The following is a 19,794-nucleotide window of genomic DNA, read 5'->3' on the forward strand; positions in this document are numbered from 1 at the left end:
TATGGCCTCCGCTGCCTTCAGACGTTCCGGAAGCGGTTGATGGCGTCGATGTGCCGGGCGCGCTTGGCCTCGTCGTGCACGCCCAGGCCCTCCTCGGGGGCCAGGCACAGCACGCCGACCTTGCCCTGGTGCAGGTTGCGGTGCACGTCGTAGGCGGCCTGGCCGGTGTCCTCCAGGGAGTACACCTTGGACAGGGTCGGGTGGATCTTGCCCTTGGCGATGAGGCGGTTGGCCTCCCAGGCCTCGCGGTAGTTGGCGAAGTGCGAGCCGATGATGCGCTTGAGGGACATCCACAGGTAGCGGTTGTCGTACTCGTGCATGTAGCCCGAGGTGGAGGCGCAGGTGGTGATGGTGCCGCCCTTGCGGGTGACGAAGACGGACGCGCCGAAGGTCTCCCGGCCGGGGTGCTCGAAGACGATGTCGATGTCCTCGCCGCCGGTGAGTTCGCGGATGCGCTTGCCGAAGCGCTTCCACTCCTTGGGGTCCTGGGTGTTCTCGTCCTTCCAGAACTTGTAGCCCTCGGCGGTGCGGTCGATGATCGCCTCGGCGCCCATCGCGCGGCAGATGTCCGCCTTCTGCTCGCTGGAGACGACGCAGATCGGGTTCGCGCCGCCGGCGAGGGCGAACTGGGTGGCGTAGGAGCCCAGTCCACCGCTCGCGCCCCAGATCAGGACGTTGTCGCCCTGCTTCATGCCGGCGCCGTTGCGGGAGACCAGCTGGCGGTAGGCGGTGGAGTTGACCAGGCCGGGGGCGGCGGCCTCCTCCCAGCTGAGGTGGTCGGGCTTGGGCATCAGCTGGTTGGACTTCACCAGGGCGATCTCGGCCAGACCGCCGAAGTTCGTCTCGAAGCCCCAGATGCGCTGCTCGGGGTCGAGCATCGTGTCGTTGTGCCCGTCGCTGGACTCCAGCTCGACGGACAGGCAGTGCGCGACGACCTCGTCGCCGGGCTTCCAGGAGTTGACGCCCGGCCCGGTGCGCAGCACGACGCCCGCGAGGTCGGAGCCGATGATGTGGTACGGCAGGTCGTGGCGCTTGGCCAGCTCGCTGGTGCGGCCGTAGCGCTCCAGGAAGCCGAAGGTGGACAGCGGCTCGAAGATCGACGTCCACACCGAGTTGTAGTTGACCGACGAGGCCATGACGGCCACCAGCGCCTCGCCCGGGCCCAGCTCGGGCAGCGGCACCTCGTCCAGGTGGATCGACTTGCGGGGGTCCTTGTCGCGCGTGGCGAGCCCGGCGAACATCTCCGTCTCGTCCTTGTGCACGGTGATCGCGCGGTACGACTCGGGCAGCGGGAGGGCGGCGAAGTCCTCCGACGTGGAGTCGGGCGACTGGATCGCGGCCAGGATGTCCTTCACGGTCACGGTGTTGCCTCCGGCGGTGAGCGCCCTGAGGGAGGGGCGCCGATGGTTACGTCGGTGCTGCTGAGGGTTGAAGGGGTGCCGTCGGTTCGGCGGTGGTGCTGTTCGGCAGCGCATGGTGGCGCGGGAGGTTGCCTGTGACGCAGGCGTCCGGGCGTGCAGGCGGGTTCGGCCTGCCGGGACGTCGTCCGGACTCCTTCAACGTATGACACCGCGTGTCACCCCGCAAGGCACTGAGTGCCAGAACTTCCCCTCAGATGAAATCTTTACGCAACATATGAGCGATGATCGATCGAACGGGGTCGGCGAGGGGCTGCAAAACAGCCCCTGACATGCCAAAACGGCCACCCCGAGGGGTGGCCGTCATCACAGTGCGAGAAGCCGCTCAGCGCTCCTTGAGCGCCTGCTCGATGGTCCGCATGACCTCGTCCAGCGGGGCGTCGGTGCGGGCGACCGTCACCAGCACCTCGCCCTGCGTCGAGGCCGTCGCCGCGGCCGGCTGCGGCTCCGCGGAGCGCCCGGCACCGATGCCGTTGCCGAAGGTCTTGCGCACGATCGCGAACGCGTGGTCCAGCTGCGCCTCCACGTCGCCCTGACCGCCGGCCCTGAGCCAGCGCCGCAGCACGTGGTTGTGGGCCGTGACCACCGCGGAGGCGGCCACCTCCGCCAGCAGCGGGTCGTCGTTGGCGTCGTCGGCGTGCGCCCGCTCGTCGAAGTGGCCGAGGAGGTAGCGGGTGAACAGCCGCTCGTAGCGCGCCACCGAGGCGATCTCCGCCTCGCGCAGGGTGGGCACCTCGCGCGTCAGCTTGTAGCGGGCGACCGAGATCTCCGGCCGGGCCGCGTACATCCGCATGACCTCCTTGATGCCGCGGCACACGGTGTCGAGCGGATGCTCGTGCGCGGGCGCCGCGTTGAGCACCGCCTCGGCGCGGATCAGGGTGTCGTCGTGGTCGGGGAAGATCGCCTCTTCCTTGGAGCGGAAGTGGCGGAAGAACGTCCGGCGGGCCACCCCGGCCTGGGCGGCGATCTCGTCGACGGTGGTCGCCTCGTACCCCTTCGTCGCGAACAGCTCCATGGCGGCGGCCGCCAGTTCCCGGCGCATCTTGAGCCGCTGGGCGGCGGCACGGGAGCCGGCGGCGCTCTCCGGGGCGTCGGCCGTGGCGGGTGTACGTGAGGACCTGGCGGGCTGGGACATGCCCCGAACGTACTGCATGTGCGCAGCTCGGTGCGCATGGCCCGGGTACCGGGCACCGCCGGAGGGCGGGGCGGACCGGTCCGGGCCGAGCAGCCCGCCCCACTCCGCCCCGGCCCCGAACCAGTCGCCGGGACGCTCAGCGCTTGGCATATTCGCGGAAGCCGCGGCCTGTCTTCCGGCCGAGGCAGCCCGCGGCCACCAGGTGCTCCAGCAGCGGCGCCGGGGCGAGACCCGGGTCGCGGAACTCGCGGTGCAGGACCTTCTCGATGGCGAGCGAGACGTCCAGCCCGACGACGTCCAGCAGCTCGAAGGGGCCCATCGGGTAGCCGCCGCCGAGCTTCATCGCGGCGTCGATGTCGTCGAGCGAGGCGTAGTGCTCCTGCACCATCTTGATCGCGTTGTTGAGGTACGGGAACAGCAGCGCGTTCACGATGAACCCGGCCCGGTCCCCGCAGTCCACGGCGTGCTTGCGGATCCGGCCGCAGACCTCGCGCACGGTGGCGTGCACGTCGTCGGCGGTCAGCACCGTGCGGACCACCTCGACCAGCTTCATGGCCGGCGCCGGGTTGAAGAAGTGCATCCCGATGACGTCCTGCGGACGCGAGGTTGCCCGGGCGCAGGCGACGACCGGCAGGGAGGAGGTCGTCGTGGCCAGGATCGCGCCCGGCTTGCAGACCTTGTCCAGGGCGGCGAACAGCTGCCGCTTGACCTCCAGGTCCTCGGCGACCGCCTCCAGGGCCAGGTCGACGCCGGCGAAGTCCTCGTAGGAGCCCGTGGCCGTGATGCGGTCCAGGGTCTCGGCGGCGGCCTCGGCGCTCATGCGGCCCTTGTCGACCGAGCGGGCCAGGGACTTGCCGATGCGGGCCTTGGCGTTCTGCGCCTTCTCCTCGCTGCGCGCGGCCAGCACGACCCGGTAGCCGGCCTTGGCGAAGACCTCGGCGATCCCGGAGGCCATGGTGCCCGAGCCGGCCACGCCGACCGAGGAGACGGTCCGGCCGGCGACCGCCGTCCCACCCTCGGACGGGGTCAGCGCGTCGGGCACGACGACCGCGCTGCCCGGCGCCTCGTAGGTGTAGAAGCCGCGCCCCGCCTTACGGCCCGTCAGGCCCGCCTCGCTGAGCTGCTTGAGGATCGGGGCCGGCGCGTGCAGCCGGTCGTGGGAGGCGGCGTACATGGCCTCCAGGACCGTGCGCGCGGTGTCCACGCCGATCAGGTCCAGCAGCGCCAGCGGGCCCATGGGCAGTCCGCAGCCCAGCCGCATCGCGGCGTCGATGTCCTCGCGCGAGGCGTACCTCGCCTCGTACATGGCGGCGGCCTGGTTGAGGTAGCCGAACAGCAGGCCGTCGGCGACGAACCCGGGCCGGTCGCCGACCGCGACCGGCTCCTTGCCCAGGTCGAGGGCGAGGTTCGTGACGGCCGTGACGGCGGCGGGGGCGGTCAGCACCGAGGAGACGACCTCGACCAGCTTCATCGCCGGCGCCGGGTTGAAGAAGTGCAGGCCCAGCACCCGCTCGGGCCGCGCGGAGTCGGCGGCGAGCCGCGTGACGGACAGGGCGTTGGTGCCGGTCGCCAGGATCGTCTCCGGGCGCACGATCGCGTCGAGCTCCCGGAAGATCTGCTGCTTGACCTCGTACGACTCCGGGGCCACCTCGATGACCAGGTCGGCGTCGGCCGCGGCGCGCAGGTCGGCGGAGGTGCGCACCCGGGCCAGGATCCCGGCGCGGTCCTCCTCGGTCAGCCGGCCGCGCTCCACACCGCGGGCGGTGGAGGCCTCCAGGGCGGCGACGCACGTGGCGGCCTGGGCCTCGCTGATGTCGATGCCGACGACCTCGCGGCCGGCCTTGGCGAGGACCTCGGCGATGCCGGTGCCCATCGTGCCGAGGCCGACGACGGCGACGGTGCGCAGCGGGGACGGGGACGAGTCGGAAAGGGGAGTGGCCATCGCGGGACTCCAGGATGAGGGTGACGACGGGAAACGCGTCCCGGGTGCGCCGCGGGAGGTCCGGCGGAAGCCGGGTCGCGGACGCACCGGGTGCGTGAGGAGATGCGGGTGTGGCCGGGCTGCGAAGCGCACACGCCCGGTGCCGTCTTCAGCGGGCGTGCAACGCCCGGCGGGGAACGGCCGTCCGACCGGCCCTGTCCCGGGGCCGAGTCGTACTGCGGTGCCTGGGGCACCGAACCGACTGCTCTCACGGCGGCCGCGTCACCAGACCGTCATGAGGGGTCGCGAGTGGGTAACTCGCTCGTCTGAGCTTAACCGGCGGGTAACGAGCGCGCCAGCCCCTCGTGTTTGTGATGTACGTCCCGCACGGCCCGTGACCCGCCTAACCTCTCAGTCATGGACGAAGAGTTGCGATCACTCACGGAGCGCTTACGGCGGGAGTCCGGAGGCACGCCGGCGTTCGAGCGGCTCGTGGCGACCGACGACCCCGACGCGCTCGCGGCGGTGCTGACCGAACCCGGGCAGCCGCTGTGGGCGCGGGAACTGGCCGCCTTCCGGCTGGGCCTGGCGGGGGACCGGCGGGCCTTCGAGTCGCTGGTGCTGCTGCTCAACCACCGTGATCCGCCGCGCTGCGCCTCCGCGGCGCACGCACTCGCCCGGCTCGGCGACCCGCGCACCGCGCGTGCCGCCGCCGCCCTCGCGACCAACGAACTGCGCGTCGCCTACGCCCTGCACCCGGTGCGGCTCCTGGTCGACCTGCGGGCACCGGAGGCCGTACCGGCCCTGATCACCACCCTGCGGCGGCGGTTGCGCCCGCACGACCCCTACCGCCGTGTCGCCCTGGCCTGCGTGGACGGTCTGGGGGCGCTGGGGGACGACCGGGCCCGCCCGGTGCTGAACGAGGCCCTCGCCCACCCGGCACTGGCCGAGGCGGCGGTACGGGCTTTGGGCCGCATCCCCGCTCAGCGGTGAGACCACGGCGTCGTGCGGCGGGGGCGGCGGGCGCCGGCCTCACGCCGCCAGGCGCTAGGGGCGGTCAGCGGGACAGGGGCCTGGCGTACCGCACTTCGGGCACCGCGACGCCGTCCACCTCGGAGGACTCCTCGGCGCCGTCCGGGCGGAAGCCGGCCCGGGCGTAGAAGCGGCGGGCCCGGTCGTTGTCCCTGAGCACCCACAGGAACATGCGGCCGTGGCCCGTGGCGGCGCACCGCGCCACCGACTCCGCGACCAGCGCCCGCCCGGCGCCCCGCCCCAGCCGGTCGGGATGGACGTAGACGGCGTACAACTCTGCGTCCCGGGTGCGGACTCGACCGTCCCGGTGCGGGCCGAAGCAGGCCCAGCCCACCACCTCGCCGGCGGCGTCCTCGGCGACCAGGTTCCGCACACCGTCCTCGCCCCGGGCGAGCAACGCGCGCCGCCGCTCCGCGTCCTGCGCGACGCTGAGCCCGTCGAGATACGCCTGCGGCATCATGCCGCGGTAGGCGTGCTGCCAGCCGCGGGTCCGGATCTCCGCGACCCGCCCGCAGTCGGCGGGCGTCATCTCACGGATGCGCACACCGTGCGGGGGGCGGGCACCGCCGGGGGCGGGCACGCTCGTCGGTTCGCTCATGGGCCCATGATGGCCCACGCACCGACGGCGTCCGCCCCCGGCGGCCCGTCAGCCGCTCAGTGGCGGAAGCCGAGCAGGCCGTGCAGCGCCGAGCCCTTCGAGAAGGCCGACGTCCCCCGGGCCGAGGCCGAGGTGCCGGCCGCGCCGGGCTCCGGATCGGGCAGCGCGTCGCACACCGCGTCCGCCTCGCCGTGACCGCGCGGCACGGTGCCGTCCGCGAGGTAGGCCGCCAAGTGCTCGTCCAGGCAGGCGTTTCCGCTCAGCGTGATGCCGTGGTTGCCGCCGCCCCGCTCGACCACCAGGCTGGAACGGGCCAGCAGCCGGCGGGTCGTGACGGCTCCCTGGTACGGGGTGGCCGCGTCGCCGGTCGCCTGGAAGAGCAGCACCGGCGGCAGCTTGCCGTTCGCTACGTTCACCGGGCGCAGCGACTCGGTCGGCCAGAACGCGCACGGCGCGTTGTACCAGGCGTTGTTCCAGGTCATGAAAGGCGCCTTGTGGTACACCGCCCAGTTGTCCTTGCGCCACTGCCGCCAGTCGCGCGGCCAGCCCGCGTCCCGGCACTGGACCGAGGTGTAGACGCTGTACCCGTTGTCGCCGGAGGCGTCGACCGCGCCGAAGCTCTCGTACGCCTCGACCAGCGGCCCGTCGTCCTTGCCGTTCGCGTACGCCGCGAACGCCTCGGCCAGCAGCGGCCAGTAGCCGTTGTAGTAGCCGCCGGGGATGAAGGTGTCCTCCAGCTCCGAGGCGCCCACCGTGCCGTCGGCCGGCTTCTTCGCCAGGGCCGCGCGCATGGCGTACCACCTGGCCTCGACCTTGTCCGGGTCGGTGCCGAGCCGGTAGGTGCTGTCGTGCTCGGCGACCCAGGCCAGGAAGGCGCGGTGGCGGTCGTCGAAGGCGACGTCCTGGTTGAGGTTGGCCTCGTACCAGACGTCGGTCGGGTCGACGACGGAGTCCAGCACCAGGCGCCGGACCCGCTCGGGGAAGTACCGGGCGTAGACCGCGCCCAGGTAGGTGCCGTACGAGTAGCCGAAGTAGTTGATCTTTCTGGCGCCGAGCGCGCCGCGGATCGCGTCCATGTCGCGCACGGCGCTGGTGGTGTTGATGTACGGCAGGAGGTGCCCGTACTTCTTCCCGCAGGCGGCGGCGAAGGACTTGGCGCGGTCGAGGTTGGCCCTCTCGATCGCGCGCGTCGAGGGAAGCGAGTTCGGCCGGACCGGGTCGAAGTGGCCCGGCTTGCAGTCCAGCGCGGGCTTGCTGGCCCCCACGCCGCGCGGGTCGAAGCCGATGACGTCGTACTGGGCCGCGACCTTCGCGGGCAGGGACGAGGCGACGAACCCGGCGAGCGTCAGGCCGCTGCCGCCGGGACCGCCGGGGTTGACCAGCAAGGGGCCCTGGTAGGTGCGGGCGGTGTGCGGGACGCGGGACAGGGCGAGGGTGATCTTCTTCCCCTGCGGCCTGCGGTGGTCCAGCGGCACCTTCAGGGACGCGCACTGCAGCGTCGGGTAGTTCTCGGTGGCGCAGTTCTTCCAGCTGAGCTTCGCGGTCTGCGGGGTCGGGTGGGCGGTACTGGGTGCGCTCGCCTCGGCGGGAACGGCCGTGAAGGTCCCGGCCATGACGACGGCGGCGCCGCACAGCGCGGCTGCGCGTTTTCTCATGGAGTCCTCCCAGGACGGCGGGATCGAGGCCCGCGAGGGTCACCGTCCTCGCCGCATCGTCCCGGAAACCGCTCCCGGAAGAACTCATTCCGTAAAACTCATGACCCGATTGGATCGTCGGATGCGCTCGAATGCTCCTAAAGAAGCGAAAGTTGGGTGGGCCCGGACACCGGCGGCTCCTCCGCCGGCTCGGGCGGCCGGATCCGCCGCGGCGTGCCCGCGGGCGTGGGCCCGATCCCGTACTCCTGCGCCAGCTCGTGCACCTGGCGGGTGATCCGGCGCTGGTACCACTTCGGCGCGTAGGAGCCGTCCGCGTACAGCCGCTGGTAGCGCGGCACCAGATACGGGTGGTGCCGCCCCAGCCAGGTCATGAACCACTCGCGGGCGCCGGGCCGCAGATGCAGCACCAGCGGGGTCACGGACGTCGCCCCGGAGTCCGCTATCGCCCGTACCGTCGCGCGGAGTTGGTCCGGTCGGTCGCTCAGGAACGGGATCACCGGCGCCATCAGCACACCGCAGCCGATGCCGTGCTCGCCGAAGGCGCGGACGACCTCCAGGCGCCGCTCCGGCGCCGGTGTCCCCGGTTCGACGGTGCGCCACAGCTCCTGGTCGGTGAAGCCGACCGAGACCGAGATGCCGACGTCGGTCACCTCGGCCGCCTGCCTGATCAGGTCCAGGTCGCGCAGGATCAGGGTGCCCTTGGTCAGCACGGAGAACGGATTGGCGTGGTCGCGCAGGGCCGCGACGATGCCCGGCATCAGCCGGTAGCGGCCCTCGGCGCGCTGGTAGCAGTCGACGTTGGTGCCCATCGCGATGTGCTCGCCGTGCCAGCGGGGCGAGGCGAGCTGCCGCCGCAGCAGCTCGGGCGCGTTGGTCTTGACGACGATCTGGCTGTCGAAGTCCAAGCCCGTGTCGAGGTCGAGGTAGCTGTGCGTCTTGCGCGCGAAGCAGTACACGCACGCGTGGGAGCACCCCCGGTAGGGGTTGACCGTCCACTGGAACGACATCCGCGACACCGCGGGCACCCGGTTGATGATCGACCTCGCCCGGATCTCGTGGAAGGTGATCCCCGCGAACTCCGGCGTGTCGAAGGTCCGGGTCGTCACCGCGTCCGCGCCGAACAGCGCGGCGTCGGCCCGGCCGTGTTCGGGGTCCACGGTGAGGTTCTCCCAGCGCATGACGCCTCCTCGGTAGCACTGCCCCCACAATAGAACAGATGTTCCCTTGATCGTGCGAGGCTGTTTTCCGAACGGGTGCGACCGGGTTGTGCCACCCCGATTTGGGGGGCCGCGCGGCGGGGTGGTTGGCTTGCCCCGACCCCCCGATCAACCAGGTCCTGGAGGAAAGCGATGGCGCAGGTCGAAGCCACTACGGAGCGGATCGTCGCGGCGGACGCGGAGACGGTGTTCGACGCCCTCGCCGACTACAGCGGCACGCGCGCGAAGCTGCTGCCCGAGCAGTTCAGCGAGTACGAGGTGCGCGAGGGCGGGGACGGCGAGGGCACCCTGGTGCACTGGAAGCTCCAGGCCACCAGCAAGCGGGTGCGCGACTGCCTCCTGGAGGTCACCGAGCCCACCGACGGCGAACTCGTCGAGAAGGACCGCAACTCCTCCATGGTCACCACCTGGCGCGTCACCCCGGCCGGTGAGGGCAGGTCTCGGGTCGTCGTGACCACCACGTGGACGGGTGCCGGCGGCATCGGCGGCTTCTTCGAGAAGACCTTCGCCCCCAAGGGCCTCGGCCGCATCTACGACGCGGTGCTCGCCCGGCTCGCCGCCGAGGTCGAGAAGTAGCCCCCAAAAGTCCACTCGGGAGGGCCTGTTGAGGGCCTCACCGGTTCGAGTGATTGCCGTGCGGTTCGCTCCTGTGCCGTAACTCGTCGCGCTTGCTCGTAGTTGTCGCTTTTACGCGGGAATTGTGCGGCACGTGACGAGGGGAGCGGTGGGTGGGCGGGATCACTCTGACGCAGGACGAACCGGCGGTGGCGCCTGCCGGCACCCCCGCGCCGCCGCCGGATCCGGGAGCCGAACCGGCCCCGCAGCGGGTCCGGCTGGTCTTCTTCGCGCTCATGATGGCCCTGCTCCTGGCCGCCCTGGAGCAGATGATCGTCGCCACGGCGCTGCCGAAGATCGTCGGCGAGCTGCACGGCCTGGACCGCATGTCCTGGGCGATCACGGCCTACCTGCTCACCGCCACGGTCGGGCTGCCGATCTACGGCAAACTCGGCGACCTGCTCGGCCGCAAGGGCGTCTTCCAGTTCGCCATCGTCGTCTTCGTGGCCGGCTCCGCCCTCGCGGGCCGCGCGCAGACCATGGACCAGCTGATCGCCTTCCGCGCCCTGCAGGGCGTCGGCGCGGGCGGGCTCATGATCGGCGTCCAGGCGATCATCGCCGACATCGTGCCGCCCCGGCAGCGCGGGCGCTACATGGGGCTGATCGGCGCCTCCTTCGGCCTCGCCTCGGTGGCCGGTCCGCTCCTCGGCGGCTACTTCACCGACCACCTCTCCTGGCGCTGGTGCTTCTACATCAACGTCCCCTTCGGCATCGTCACGTCCGCCGTCGTCGCGGTCGCCCTCGAACTGCCCAAGCCCGCCGTCCGGGCCCGCTTCGACGTCCTCGGCGCGCTGCTGCTGACCGCCGCCTCCACCTGCCTGGTACTGCTGACGAGCTGGGGCGGCACCGAACACGCCTGGGGCTCGCGGGTCATCCTGGGCCTGGCCGCGGGAGCGGCGGCGGCCACCGTGCTCTTCCTGGTCGTCGAGCGGTTCGCCGTCGAACCCCTCATCCCCCTGCGGCTGTTCCGCGACTCCGTCTTCAACGTCACCGGCCTGGTGGGCCTGGTGGTCGGCGTCGCACTGTTCGGCGCGGCGAGCTACCTGCCGACCTATCTGCAGATGGTCGACGGGGCCTCCGCCACCGAGTCGGGCCTGCTCATGCTGCCGATGATGGCCGGCATCGTCGGCGCCTCCGTCGTCTCGGGGCAGCTCATCACCCACACCGGCCGCTACCGGCTCTACCCCGTCCTCGGCGGCCTCCTCTCCGTCGCCGGCATGTGGCTGCTGTCGCGGCTGGAGGCCGACACGCCCCGGCTGCACTACAGCGTCTGGATGGCCGTCCTCGGCGCGGGGTTCGGCCTGGTGATGCCGGTGCTCGTCCTGGCCGTGCAGAACTCGGTGCGCCCCGCCGACCTGGGCACCGCCACCAGCGCCGGCAACTACTTCCGGCAGATCGGCGGCAGCGTCGGGGCCGCCGTCTTCGGCACCCTGTTCGCCGACCGGCTCGCCGACGCACTGGCCGAGGAGCTCCCCGCCGGCGGCGGCCTCCCCGACCCCGAGGCCATCACACCGCAGCTGGTGCACGCCCTGCCCCCGGCCCTGCGCGACGGCTACATCCGGGCCTACGCCGACGCCATGCCGCGGATCTTCCTCTACCTGGTGCCGGTGCTGGTCCTCGGACTGGTCATCGCCTTCTTCCTCAAGGAGAAACCCCTGGTGTCCCACAACGCCTCGCTGACCGACCCGGACACGGCACGGGGGACCGCCCCGGTCCCGCCCGCGCGCGCCGCGTACGCCGGCGGCGTCCCCGTCTGCGGCTCGGTGCAGCACCCCGACGGGACCGTCGTGCCGCGCGCGGCGCTCACCCTCATCGACGTCACCGGACAGCAGACCGGGCGCGGCGCGAGCGGCGAGGACGGCCGGTACGCGCTGGCCACCCCCGGCCCCGGCTCCTACGTGCTGATCGCCGCGGCCGGCGGCCACCAGCCGCAGGCCGTCTCCGTGACCGTGGGCGAACGGCCCGTCGAACTCGACATCGTCCTGGGCGGTGCCGGCAACCTCGTCGGCAGCGTGGTGACCGCCGACGGAACACCCGTGCGGGAGGCCACCGTCACCCTCACCAACGTGCACGGCGAGGTCGTGGCCACCACCCGCAGCGGCCGGGAGGGCGGCTACGTCATCACCGAGCTGGTGGCCGGCGAGTACACCCTCGCCGCCAGCGCCCCCGCCTTCCGCCCCGCCGCGCTGCCCGTCACGGTCCAGGCGGCGCGCGAGACCCGCCGGGACATCGAACTGGCCGGCGGCGCCGTCCTGCGCGGCACCGTCCGCGCCGGCGGCGGACGGCCCGTGGAGGACGCCCGCGTCACCCTGCTCGACGTCGCGGGCAACGTCGTCGACACCCTCACCACCGGCCCCGACGGCACGTTCCGCTTCGTCGACCTGTCCTCCGGCGAGTACACCGTCATCGCCGCCGGCTACCCCCCGGTCGCCACCGTGCTGCAGGTGGCCGGAGGCGGGCGCACCGAGCGGGATCTGCAACTCGGCCACGAGGACTGAACCAGGCACGGCGACCAGCGCCCGCCCCGCCCGTGCGGCCGGGACCGCGTCGTAGCCGGTTGCGCCCGCAGCGCGTAACGTGACGAACCATGAAGATCTCCATCCGGGACGGCTCGTCATGAGAATCCTCATCAGCGCAGACATGGAGGGCGCCACCGGCGTCACCTGGCCGGACGACGTGATCCCCGGCGCCTCCCCATGGGAGCGCTGCCGCGCGCTGTTCACCTCCGACGTCAACGCCGCCGTGCTCGGGTTCTACGACGGCGGCGCCGACGAGGTGATCATCAACGAAGCGCACGCGACGATGCGCAACCTGCTGCTGGAGCAGCTGGACGAACGGGCCGCCATGCTCACCGGCCGGCACAAGGCGCTGTCCATGGTGGAGGGCGTGCAGCACGGCGACGTCGACGGCATCGCGTTCGTCGGGTACCACGCGGGCGCCGGCATGGAGGGCGTCCTGGCCCACACCTACCTCGCCAACTCCATCACGGGCGTGTGGCTCGACGACGTCCGGGCGAGCGAGGGGCTCCTCAACGCGCACGTCGCCGCCGAGTTCGGGGTGCCCGTGGTGCTGGTCACCGGCGACGACGTGGCCTGCGAGGACGCGCTGGGCTACGCCCCGGAGGCGCTGAAGGTCGCCGTCAAGGACCACGTGTCCCGGTACGCGGCCGTGTGCCGCACACCCGCCCGCACCGCCGCGGACATCCGGGCCGCGGCGAAGGAGGCCGCCGCCCTGGCGGTCCGTCACGAACCGGTGCGCGAAGGCCCGTTCACCATCGCCGTCGAGTTCGACGCCGAGCACCTGGCGATGGCCGCCACCGTCGTGCCGGGTGTGGACCGGATCGCGGAACGGAAGGTGGCGTACACGAGCGGGACCATGTACGAGGGCATCCGCACCTTCAAGGCGGTCACCACGATCGTCGCGGCCGCGGTGGAGGAGCAGTATGGCTGACCAGGTGGACGCGCAGGCGCTGGACGAGGTCGTGGCCTACACGTCCGACCTGATCCGCATCGACACCACCAACCGGGGCGGCGGCGACTGCCGGGAGCGGCCCGCCGCCGAGTACGCCGCCGCACGCCTGGCCGAGGCCGGAGTCGAACCGACGCTGCTGGAGCGCACCGAGGGCCGGACCAACGTGGTCGCCCGCATCGAGGGCACCGACCCGTCGGCCGACGCGCTGCTGCTCCACGGCCATCTCGACGTCGTGCCCGCGGCGGCCGCCGACTGGAGCGTGCACCCCTTCTCGGGCGAGGTCCGCGACGGGGTGGTCTGGGGGCGCGGCGCCGTCGACATGAAGAACATGGACGCGATGATCCTGTCCGTCGTGCGCGCCTGGGCCCGCCTGGGCGTACGGCCCCGCCGGGACATCGTCGTCGCCTTCACCGCCGACGAGGAGGCCAGCGCCGAGGACGGCGCGGGATTCCTCGTCCACCGGCACGCGGACCTGTTCGAGGGCTGCACGGAGGGCATCAGCGAATCGGGGGCCTTCACCTTCCACGACGGCAACGGCCGGCAGATCTACCCCATCGCCGCCGGGGAGCGCGGCACGGCCTGGCTGAAGCTCACCGCACGCGGACGCGCCGGGCACGGCTCCAAGGTCAACCGGGACAACGCCGTGACCCGGCTCGCGGCCGCCGTCACCCGCATCGGCGAGCACGAGTGGCCCCTGCGGCCCACCGCGACCGTCCGCGCGGCACTCGCCGAACTCGCCGCGCTCTACGGCATCGACAGCGACCTGTCCGACGTCGACACCCTGCTGCGCAAGCTCGGCCCCGCCGCCAAGCTCGTCGAGTCGACCGTGCGCAACAGCGCCAACCCGACCATGATGGACGCCGGTTACAAGGTGAACGTCATCCCCGGCGAGGCCGTCGCGTACGTGGACGGCCGGTTCCTGCCCGGCGGCGAGGACGAGTTCCGCGGCACTCTCGACCGGCTCACCGGGCCGGACGTGGACTGGGAGTTCCACCACCGCGAGGTCGCCCTGGAGTCGCCGCTGGACTCCCCGACGTACGCCCGGATGCGCGCGGCGATCGAGGAGTTCGCCCCGGAGGGGCACGTCGTGCCCTACTGCATGTCCGGCGGCACGGACGCCAAGCAGTTCTCACGCCTGGGCGTCACCGGCTACGGTTTCACCCCGCTCAGGCTCCCGGAGGGCTACGACTACGCCGCCATGTTCCACGGGGTCGACGAGCGGGTACCGGTCGAGGCGCTGCACTTCGGCGTCCGCGTGCTCGACCGCTTCCTGCGGACGGTCTGAACGAGTGGGGGAGACGGTGCGGACGCTGGCGTACGGGGCGTGGCCCTCGCCCATCGACGCGGCGACGGCCGCCGCGCACGACGGGCACCCGGAGTACGTGGACTTCGTCGGCGACGAGGTGTGGTGGACCGAGCCGCGCCCCGCCGAGGGCGGGCGGCGCACCCTGGTGCGCCGGCACGCCGACGGCCGCGAGGAGGCGGTGCTGCCCGCGCCGTGGAACGTGCGCAGCCGGGTCATCGAGTACGGCGGGCACCCCTGGGCCGCGCTCCCGGGCGCACCGGGCCCGCTGGTGGTGTTCGTGAACTTCGCCGACCAGCGCCTGTACCGCTGGGAGCCCGGGAGCGAGCCCCGCCCGCTGACGCCCGTGTCCGCGGTGGGCGGCGGCCTGCGCTGGGCCGAGCCGCTGCTGCGGCCCGACCGGGGCGAAGTGTGGTGCGTGCTGGAGGAGTTCACCGGTGACGGCCCCACCGACGTCCGGCGGGTCCTGGCCGCCGTCCCCCTCGACGGTTCCGCGGCCGGGGACCGGCGGGCCGTGCGCGAACTCACGGGCCCGGCGCACCGGTTCGTCACCGGGGTGCGGCTCTCCCCGGACGGCCGGCGGGCCGCCTGGCTCGGCTGGGACCACCCGCGCATGCCGTGGGACGGCACCGAGCTGATCCTCGCCGACGTCGGCCCGGACGGCACCCTGCGGGCCCCCCGGACCGTGGCCGGCGGTCCGGACGAGTCCATTCCCCAGGCCGCCTTCACCCACGACGGCCGCCTGCTGTACGCGAGCGACCGCACCGGCTGGTGGAACCTCTACCTCGACGGCGAGCCCGTGTGCCCGCGCGAGGAGGAGTTCGCCGGCCCGCTGTGGAAGCTCGGATCGCGATGGTTCGCCCCGCTGGAGAGCGGCCTGATCGCCGTCGTGCACGGCCGCGGCGCCGCGGTCCTCGGGATCCTCGACCCCGAGACCGGCGAGGTGGTCGACGCGGCGGGCCCCTGGACCGAGTTCGCCCCCACCCTCGCCGCCCACGGCGACCGGGTCGTCTCCGTCGGGGCCAGCCCGCGCAGCGCCCACGAGGTCGTCGAACTCGACGCCCGCACCGGGCACGCCCGGGTCGTCGGCGCCGAGCACGACGACGCCGTCGACCCCGCGTACTACCCCGAACCGCAGATCCGCACCTTCACCGGCCCCGACGGGCGGGACATCCACGCCCACGTCTACCCGCCGCACCACCCCGGCTGCGTGGCGCCCGGTGACGAACTGCCGCCCTACGTCGTCTGGGCGCACGGCGGGCCCACCGGCCGCGCCGCGCTGGTGCTCGACCTGGAGATCGCCTACTTCACCTCCCGCGGCATCGGCGTCGCCGAGGTCGACTACGGCGGCTCGACCGGGTACGGCCGCCCGTACCGGGAGCGGCTGCGCGAGCAGTGGGGCGTGGTGGACGTGGAGGACTGCGCCGCCGTCGCCCTGGCCCTCGCCGAGGAGGGCACCGCCGACCGCGGCCGGCTCGCCGTGCGCGGTGGCAGCGCGGGCGGCTGGACCGCGGCCGCCTCGCTCACCACGACCGGCGTCTACGCCTGCGGCACCATCAAGTACCCCATCCTGGACCTCGCCGGGTGGGGCAGCGGCGAGACCCACGACTTCGAGTCGCAGTACCTGGAGAGCCTCATCGGGCCGCTCGCCGAGGTGCCGGCCCGCTACGAGGAGCGCTCGCCCGCCGCGCACGCCGACCGCCTGACGGTGCCGTTCCTGCTCCTCCAGGGCCTGGACGACGTCATCTGCCCGCCCGTCCAGTGCGAGCGGTTCCTGGCCCGGCTCGCGGGCCGGAACGTGCCGCACGCCTACCTCGCCTTCGAGGGGGAGGGACACGGATTCCGCCGGGCCGACACCATGGTGCGCGCCCTGGAAGCGGAACTCTCCCTTTACGCGCAGGTGTTCGGGCTGCACCCGCCCGGTGTCCCGACCCTGGAGCTCGACCGGTGAGGCCGCTCGTCCGGCCGCCCCGGCTCGCCCCCGGCGACCGCGTGGCCGTCGTGGCCCCCAGCGGTCCGGTCCCCGAGGAGCGGCTCCAGGCGGGGCTGGACATCCTGCGGGGCTGGGACCTCGACCCCGTCGTGGCGCCGCATGTGCTCGGCCGGGACCGCACCCTGGGCTACCTGGCCGCCACGGACGCACAGCGCGCCGCCGACCTCGAACACGCCTGGTGCGATCCGGCCGTCGCGGCGGTGTTCTGCGCCCGGGGCGGGTACGGCGCCCAGCGCATGGTCGACCTGGTCGACTGGGACGCCATGCGGGCGGCGGGCCCCAAGGTGTTCGCCGGGTTCAGCGACGTCACCGTCCTGCACCAGGCCTTCGCCACCCACCTGCGCCTGGTCACCCTGTACGGTCCCGCCGCCGCGGGGGTCGACTTCCTCAAGCACGCCCGGGCCCAGGATCACCTGCGGGCCACGCTCTTCGAGCCGGAGTCCGTGCGGACCGTCTCCGCCGTGCCCCCGGGCGGCCGCGCGCTGGTTCCCGGCCGGGCCCGGGGCGTCACCCTGGGCGGCTGCCTGAGCCTGCTCGCCAGCGACCTCGGCACGCCGCACGCCCGGCCGGGCGCCCGCGGCGGCCTGCTGCTCCTGGAGGACGTGGCCGAGAGCCCCTACCGGCTGGACCGGTACCTGACCCAACTCCTGCGCACGGGCTGGCTGGACGGCACCACGGGGATCCTGCTGGGCTCCTGGGAGGCCTGCGGCCCGTACGAGGACGTGCGGACGGTCCTGCGGGACCGGCTCGGTGGGCTCGGCGTCCCCGTCGTGGAGGAGTTCGGGTTCGGCCACGGCGAGGGCGCGCTGACCCTGCCGCTCGGCGTGGTGGCCGAACTGGACGCCGACGCCGGGACGTTGACGCTCGACGCACCGGCGCTGGGCTGACGCGGGCCGCTGCCGACATGCCGTCGAGAAACCCTCGTTTCGGTGATTGACGCCTCTTGACACGTGTCACACCATGACAACCGACCGGTACCTACTGGTCGGTATCCCATTGGCCGGGTGTCGCCGCCCCCCACCGTGGAGGTCCGTGTGTCCCGACGCGCGCCCAGGTTCCGCGCACCGCTCGCCCTCGCCCTGGGCGCCGCCCTCGCCGCCCCGCTGGTCCTCGTGCCCCCCGCCGCCGCGGCCGACCCCTACACCGTCACGCCGCTGCGGTTCACCGTCCGGGCCGGGGACCGGTCCTGCGCGGTGGACGCCGACCTGTACCGGCCCACCGGAACCGACCGGGACCACCCGGCACCCGCCGTGCTCGGCACGAACGGCTTCGGCGGGAGCAAGTCGGACGGTTCGACCGACAGCATCGGCAAGGCCTTCGCCCGGCGCGGCTACGTCACCCTGGTCTACTCCGGGCTCGGGTTCGGCCGCAGCGGCTGCCTCGTCTCCCTCGACGACCCGGAGATCGACGGTGCCGCCGCCTCCCGGCTCGTCGACTTCCTGGCCGGCGAGCGCGCCGCCGACGACGGCACCACTGCCGACTTCGTCACCCTCGACGCCCCCGGCGACCCCCGCGTCGGCATGATCGGCGGTTCCTACGGCGGCGCCGTCCAGCTGGCGACGGCCTCCGTCGACCACCGCCTCGACGCGCTCGTGCCGATGATCACCTGGCACGACCTGGCGTACTCCCTGGCCCCGAACAACGCCGTGGGCGCCGGGGACGTCCCCGGCGCCTTCAAGTGGCAGTGGACCAACGGCTTCTACCTCATCGGGGAGGGGCAGCCGCTGCTCCAGCCGAACCTGGACCCCTCCCGCGTCAACTCCCTGACCTGCCTGCACTTCGTCACCGAGGCGTGCCGCACCGTCCACACGCTCAACTCCGGTCGCTTTCCGGCTGACCGCACCGCCGAGCTGCTGGCCTTCGCCCGCCGGGTCTCCCCGGTGTCGTACCTGCACCGCGTCCGCACGCCCACCCTGCTCGTCCAGGGCCAGGCCGACACCCTGTTCAACCTCAACGAGGCCGCGGCGACCTACCGGACCCTGCGCGCCCAGGGCACCCCCGTGAAGATGATCTGGCAGTCCTGGGGGCACAGCGGCGGGCGGGCCGGCCCGGGCAGCGGCGAACTCGACCTGGTCACCGGCGATCTGGAGGCCGGCTACGTCGGCCGGCGCGTCCTGGCCTGGTTCGACCGCCATCTGCGCGGGCATACCCGCACCGATACCGGGCCCGCTTTCGCCTACCGCCGTGACTGGATCACCGACCCGGACCGCGCCTACGCCACCGCCGACCGCCTCCCCGGGCTCACCCGCACCTTCCACCTGTCCGGCGACGGCAGACTCGTCGACCACCGCAGCGAGGTGGTCCCGGGCGCCCGCCGCTACACCAACGGGCCCATCCCCACGAGCCATTCGGAGAGCTCCCTGGCCGGGCTCCTCGGCCTGCGCGACGGGCCCCCGCGCGACACCCGGGGCACCCACCTCGCCTGGACCAGCGCACCGCTCCCGCGGCCCCTCGACGTCGTCGGCGCCCCGCGCGCCACGCTGAGGGTGCACTCCCCGCAGGCCGAACGCACCCAGGACTCCGCCGACGCGGCCGGCAAGCTGGTGCTCTTCGCCAAGGTCTACGACATCGCCCCCGACGGCACCCGCACCCTGGTGCGCCGCCTGGTCGCCCCGGTCCGCGTACCGGACGTCACCCGCAGCTTCACCGTCACCCTCCCCGGCATCGTGCACCGCTACGACACCGGGCACCGGCTGCGCTTCGTGATCGCCGCCGGCGACGGCGCCTACTTCGGCAACCAGGGCACCAAGCCCGTGACGGTGGTCAGCACACCCGGCGACACCGGCGTCCTGCGGCTGCCGGCCGTCACGTCCTGAACGGGCATCCCCGGCGCGGTTACTGTGGCGGGGTGCCGCACCACGCATCCCGCTACCTCGCCGAAGGCCCCCGAGTGGGGATCCGCCACTTCACCCACGACGACGGTGCCGAGTTCACCGCCCGCGCCCGGGAGAGCAAGGACCTGCACCACCCGTGGCTCTTCCCGCCCGACACGGCCCAGGCGTACACGGCCTACGCGGACCGGCTGATCGAGGATCCCACCCGGGTGGGCTTCCTCGTCTGCGAGAGGAGCGACGGGGTCATCGGCGGCTTCGTCAACATCAACAACATCGTCCAGGGCGGCTTCCGCTCCGGCGCCCTCGGCTACGGCGCCTTCGCGCACGCCGCCGGGCGCGGCCTCATGCGCGAGGGCCTCGGCCTGGTCGTGGCGTACGCGTTCGGCCCGATGAGGCTGCACCGGCTGGAGATCAACGTCCAGCCCCTGAACGCCCCGTCGATCGCGCTGGCCCGGGCCTGCGGGTTCCGCCTGGAGGGCTTCTCGCCGAAGATGCTGTTCGTCGACGGGGCCTGGCGCGACCACCAGCGCTGGGCCATCACCGCCGAGGCGGTCCGGGAGTCCGGGCGGCACTGAGCGCGGGGGCGCACGGGCGGCGCCCGG

General features: G+C 73.0%; 15 protein-coding genes. 9 read left to right on the forward strand and 6 right to left on the reverse strand.

The genetic code is table 11. The features are described 5' to 3' along the window. Positions 1 to 17: 17 nt before the first annotated feature. From ccrA to ACFYWG_RS23670, 3 genes are all read right to left on the reverse strand, one after another. Positions 18 to 1,361 carry a crotonyl-CoA carboxylase/reductase gene (ccrA, locus tag ACFYWG_RS23660; protein WP_389203352.1) on the reverse strand — a complete coding sequence of 448 codons (1,344 nt, stop codon included), beginning with the start codon at positions 1,359 to 1,361 and terminating at the stop codon, positions 18 to 20. A gap of 382 nt (positions 1,362 to 1,743) precedes the next feature. Further along, complete coding sequence (locus ACFYWG_RS23665; RefSeq protein ID WP_376324059.1) at positions 1,744 to 2,553, reverse strand: TetR family transcriptional regulator; 810 nt, start codon at positions 2,551 to 2,553, stop codon at positions 1,744 to 1,746. A gap of 136 nt (positions 2,554 to 2,689) precedes the next feature. Further along, a complete protein-coding gene (locus ACFYWG_RS23670) occupies positions 2,690 to 4,495 on the reverse strand; it encodes a 3-hydroxyacyl-CoA dehydrogenase family protein (RefSeq protein WP_383508726.1) in 1,806 nt (601 codons plus the stop codon). Between the two features lie 396 nt (positions 4,496 to 4,891). Here ACFYWG_RS23670 and ACFYWG_RS23675 point away from each other — a divergent pair, with 396 nt between their 5' ends. Next, a complete protein-coding gene (locus ACFYWG_RS23675) occupies positions 4,892 to 5,467 on the forward strand; it encodes an adenylosuccinate lyase (RefSeq protein ID WP_376324063.1) in 576 nt (191 codons plus the stop codon). A gap of 64 nt (positions 5,468 to 5,531) precedes the next feature. Here the strand turns inward: ACFYWG_RS23675 and ACFYWG_RS23680 are convergent, their stop codons facing one another. The 3 genes from ACFYWG_RS23680 to ACFYWG_RS23690 form a co-directional block, all read right to left on the reverse strand. Beyond that, complete coding sequence (locus tag ACFYWG_RS23680; protein ID WP_389203355.1) at positions 5,532 to 6,104, reverse strand: GNAT family N-acetyltransferase; 573 nt, start codon at positions 6,102 to 6,104, stop codon at positions 5,532 to 5,534. A 56-nt stretch (positions 6,105 to 6,160) separates the two neighbouring features. Beyond that, positions 6,161 to 7,759, reverse strand: a complete 1,599-nt coding sequence (locus ACFYWG_RS23685; RefSeq protein WP_383508732.1) for an alpha/beta hydrolase — start codon at positions 7,757 to 7,759, stop codon at positions 6,161 to 6,163. A 137-nt stretch (positions 7,760 to 7,896) separates the two neighbouring features. After that, positions 7,897 to 8,937 (reverse strand): Rv2578c family radical SAM protein, encoded by a 1,041-nt coding sequence (locus ACFYWG_RS23690; protein ID WP_389203357.1) that lies wholly within the window; start codon positions 8,935 to 8,937, stop codon positions 7,897 to 7,899. Between the two features lie 171 nt (positions 8,938 to 9,108). Here ACFYWG_RS23690 and ACFYWG_RS23695 point away from each other — a divergent pair, with 171 nt between their 5' ends. The 8 genes from ACFYWG_RS23695 to ACFYWG_RS23730 all read left to right on the forward strand — a co-directional run bounded on the left by ACFYWG_RS23695 (position 9,109) and on the right by ACFYWG_RS23730 (position 19,767). Beyond that, complete coding sequence (locus ACFYWG_RS23695; RefSeq protein ID WP_376324069.1) at positions 9,109 to 9,552, forward strand: SRPBCC family protein; 444 nt, start codon at positions 9,109 to 9,111, stop codon at positions 9,550 to 9,552. Between the two features lie 152 nt (positions 9,553 to 9,704). Next, positions 9,705 to 12,089: an MFS transporter gene (locus ACFYWG_RS23700; RefSeq protein ID WP_389203360.1), complete on the forward strand. Its 2,385-nt coding sequence runs from the start codon at positions 9,705 to 9,707 to the stop codon at positions 12,087 to 12,089. A 118-nt stretch (positions 12,090 to 12,207) separates the two neighbouring features. Continuing rightward, on the forward strand, positions 12,208 to 13,041 hold the full coding sequence (locus ACFYWG_RS23705; RefSeq protein WP_383508739.1) for a M55 family metallopeptidase: 834 nt from the start codon (positions 12,208 to 12,210) through the stop codon (positions 13,039 to 13,041). Then, on the forward strand, positions 13,034 to 14,347 hold the full coding sequence (locus ACFYWG_RS23710; RefSeq protein ID WP_385415215.1) for a M20/M25/M40 family metallo-hydrolase: 1,314 nt from the start codon (positions 13,034 to 13,036) through the stop codon (positions 14,345 to 14,347). The genes ACFYWG_RS23705 and ACFYWG_RS23710 overlap by 8 nt, the downstream gene beginning before the upstream one ends. A gap of 4 nt (positions 14,348 to 14,351) precedes the next feature. Next, complete coding sequence (locus ACFYWG_RS23715; protein ID WP_383508744.1) at positions 14,352 to 16,316, forward strand: prolyl oligopeptidase family serine peptidase; 1,965 nt, start codon at positions 14,352 to 14,354, stop codon at positions 16,314 to 16,316. Further along, complete coding sequence (locus tag ACFYWG_RS23720) at positions 16,313 to 17,245, forward strand: LD-carboxypeptidase (RefSeq protein ID WP_389203363.1); 933 nt, start codon at positions 16,313 to 16,315, stop codon at positions 17,243 to 17,245. The genes ACFYWG_RS23715 and ACFYWG_RS23720 overlap by 4 nt, the downstream gene beginning before the upstream one ends. Positions 17,246 to 17,392: 147 nt before the next feature. Beyond that, positions 17,393 to 19,174 (forward strand): CocE/NonD family hydrolase, encoded by a 1,782-nt coding sequence (locus tag ACFYWG_RS23725; RefSeq protein WP_389203366.1) that lies wholly within the window; start codon positions 17,393 to 17,395, stop codon positions 19,172 to 19,174. A 32-nt stretch (positions 19,175 to 19,206) separates the two neighbouring features. Beyond that, positions 19,207 to 19,767 (forward strand): GNAT family N-acetyltransferase, encoded by a 561-nt coding sequence (locus tag ACFYWG_RS23730; RefSeq protein WP_389203368.1) that lies wholly within the window; start codon positions 19,207 to 19,209, stop codon positions 19,765 to 19,767. Positions 19,768 to 19,794 lie beyond the last annotated feature (27 nt).

The sequence above is a fragment of the Streptomyces sp. NPDC003456 genome (assembly GCF_042878735.1).
In the GTDB taxonomy this organism is placed as follows: Bacteria; Actinomycetota; Actinomycetes; order Streptomycetales; family Streptomycetaceae; genus Streptomyces.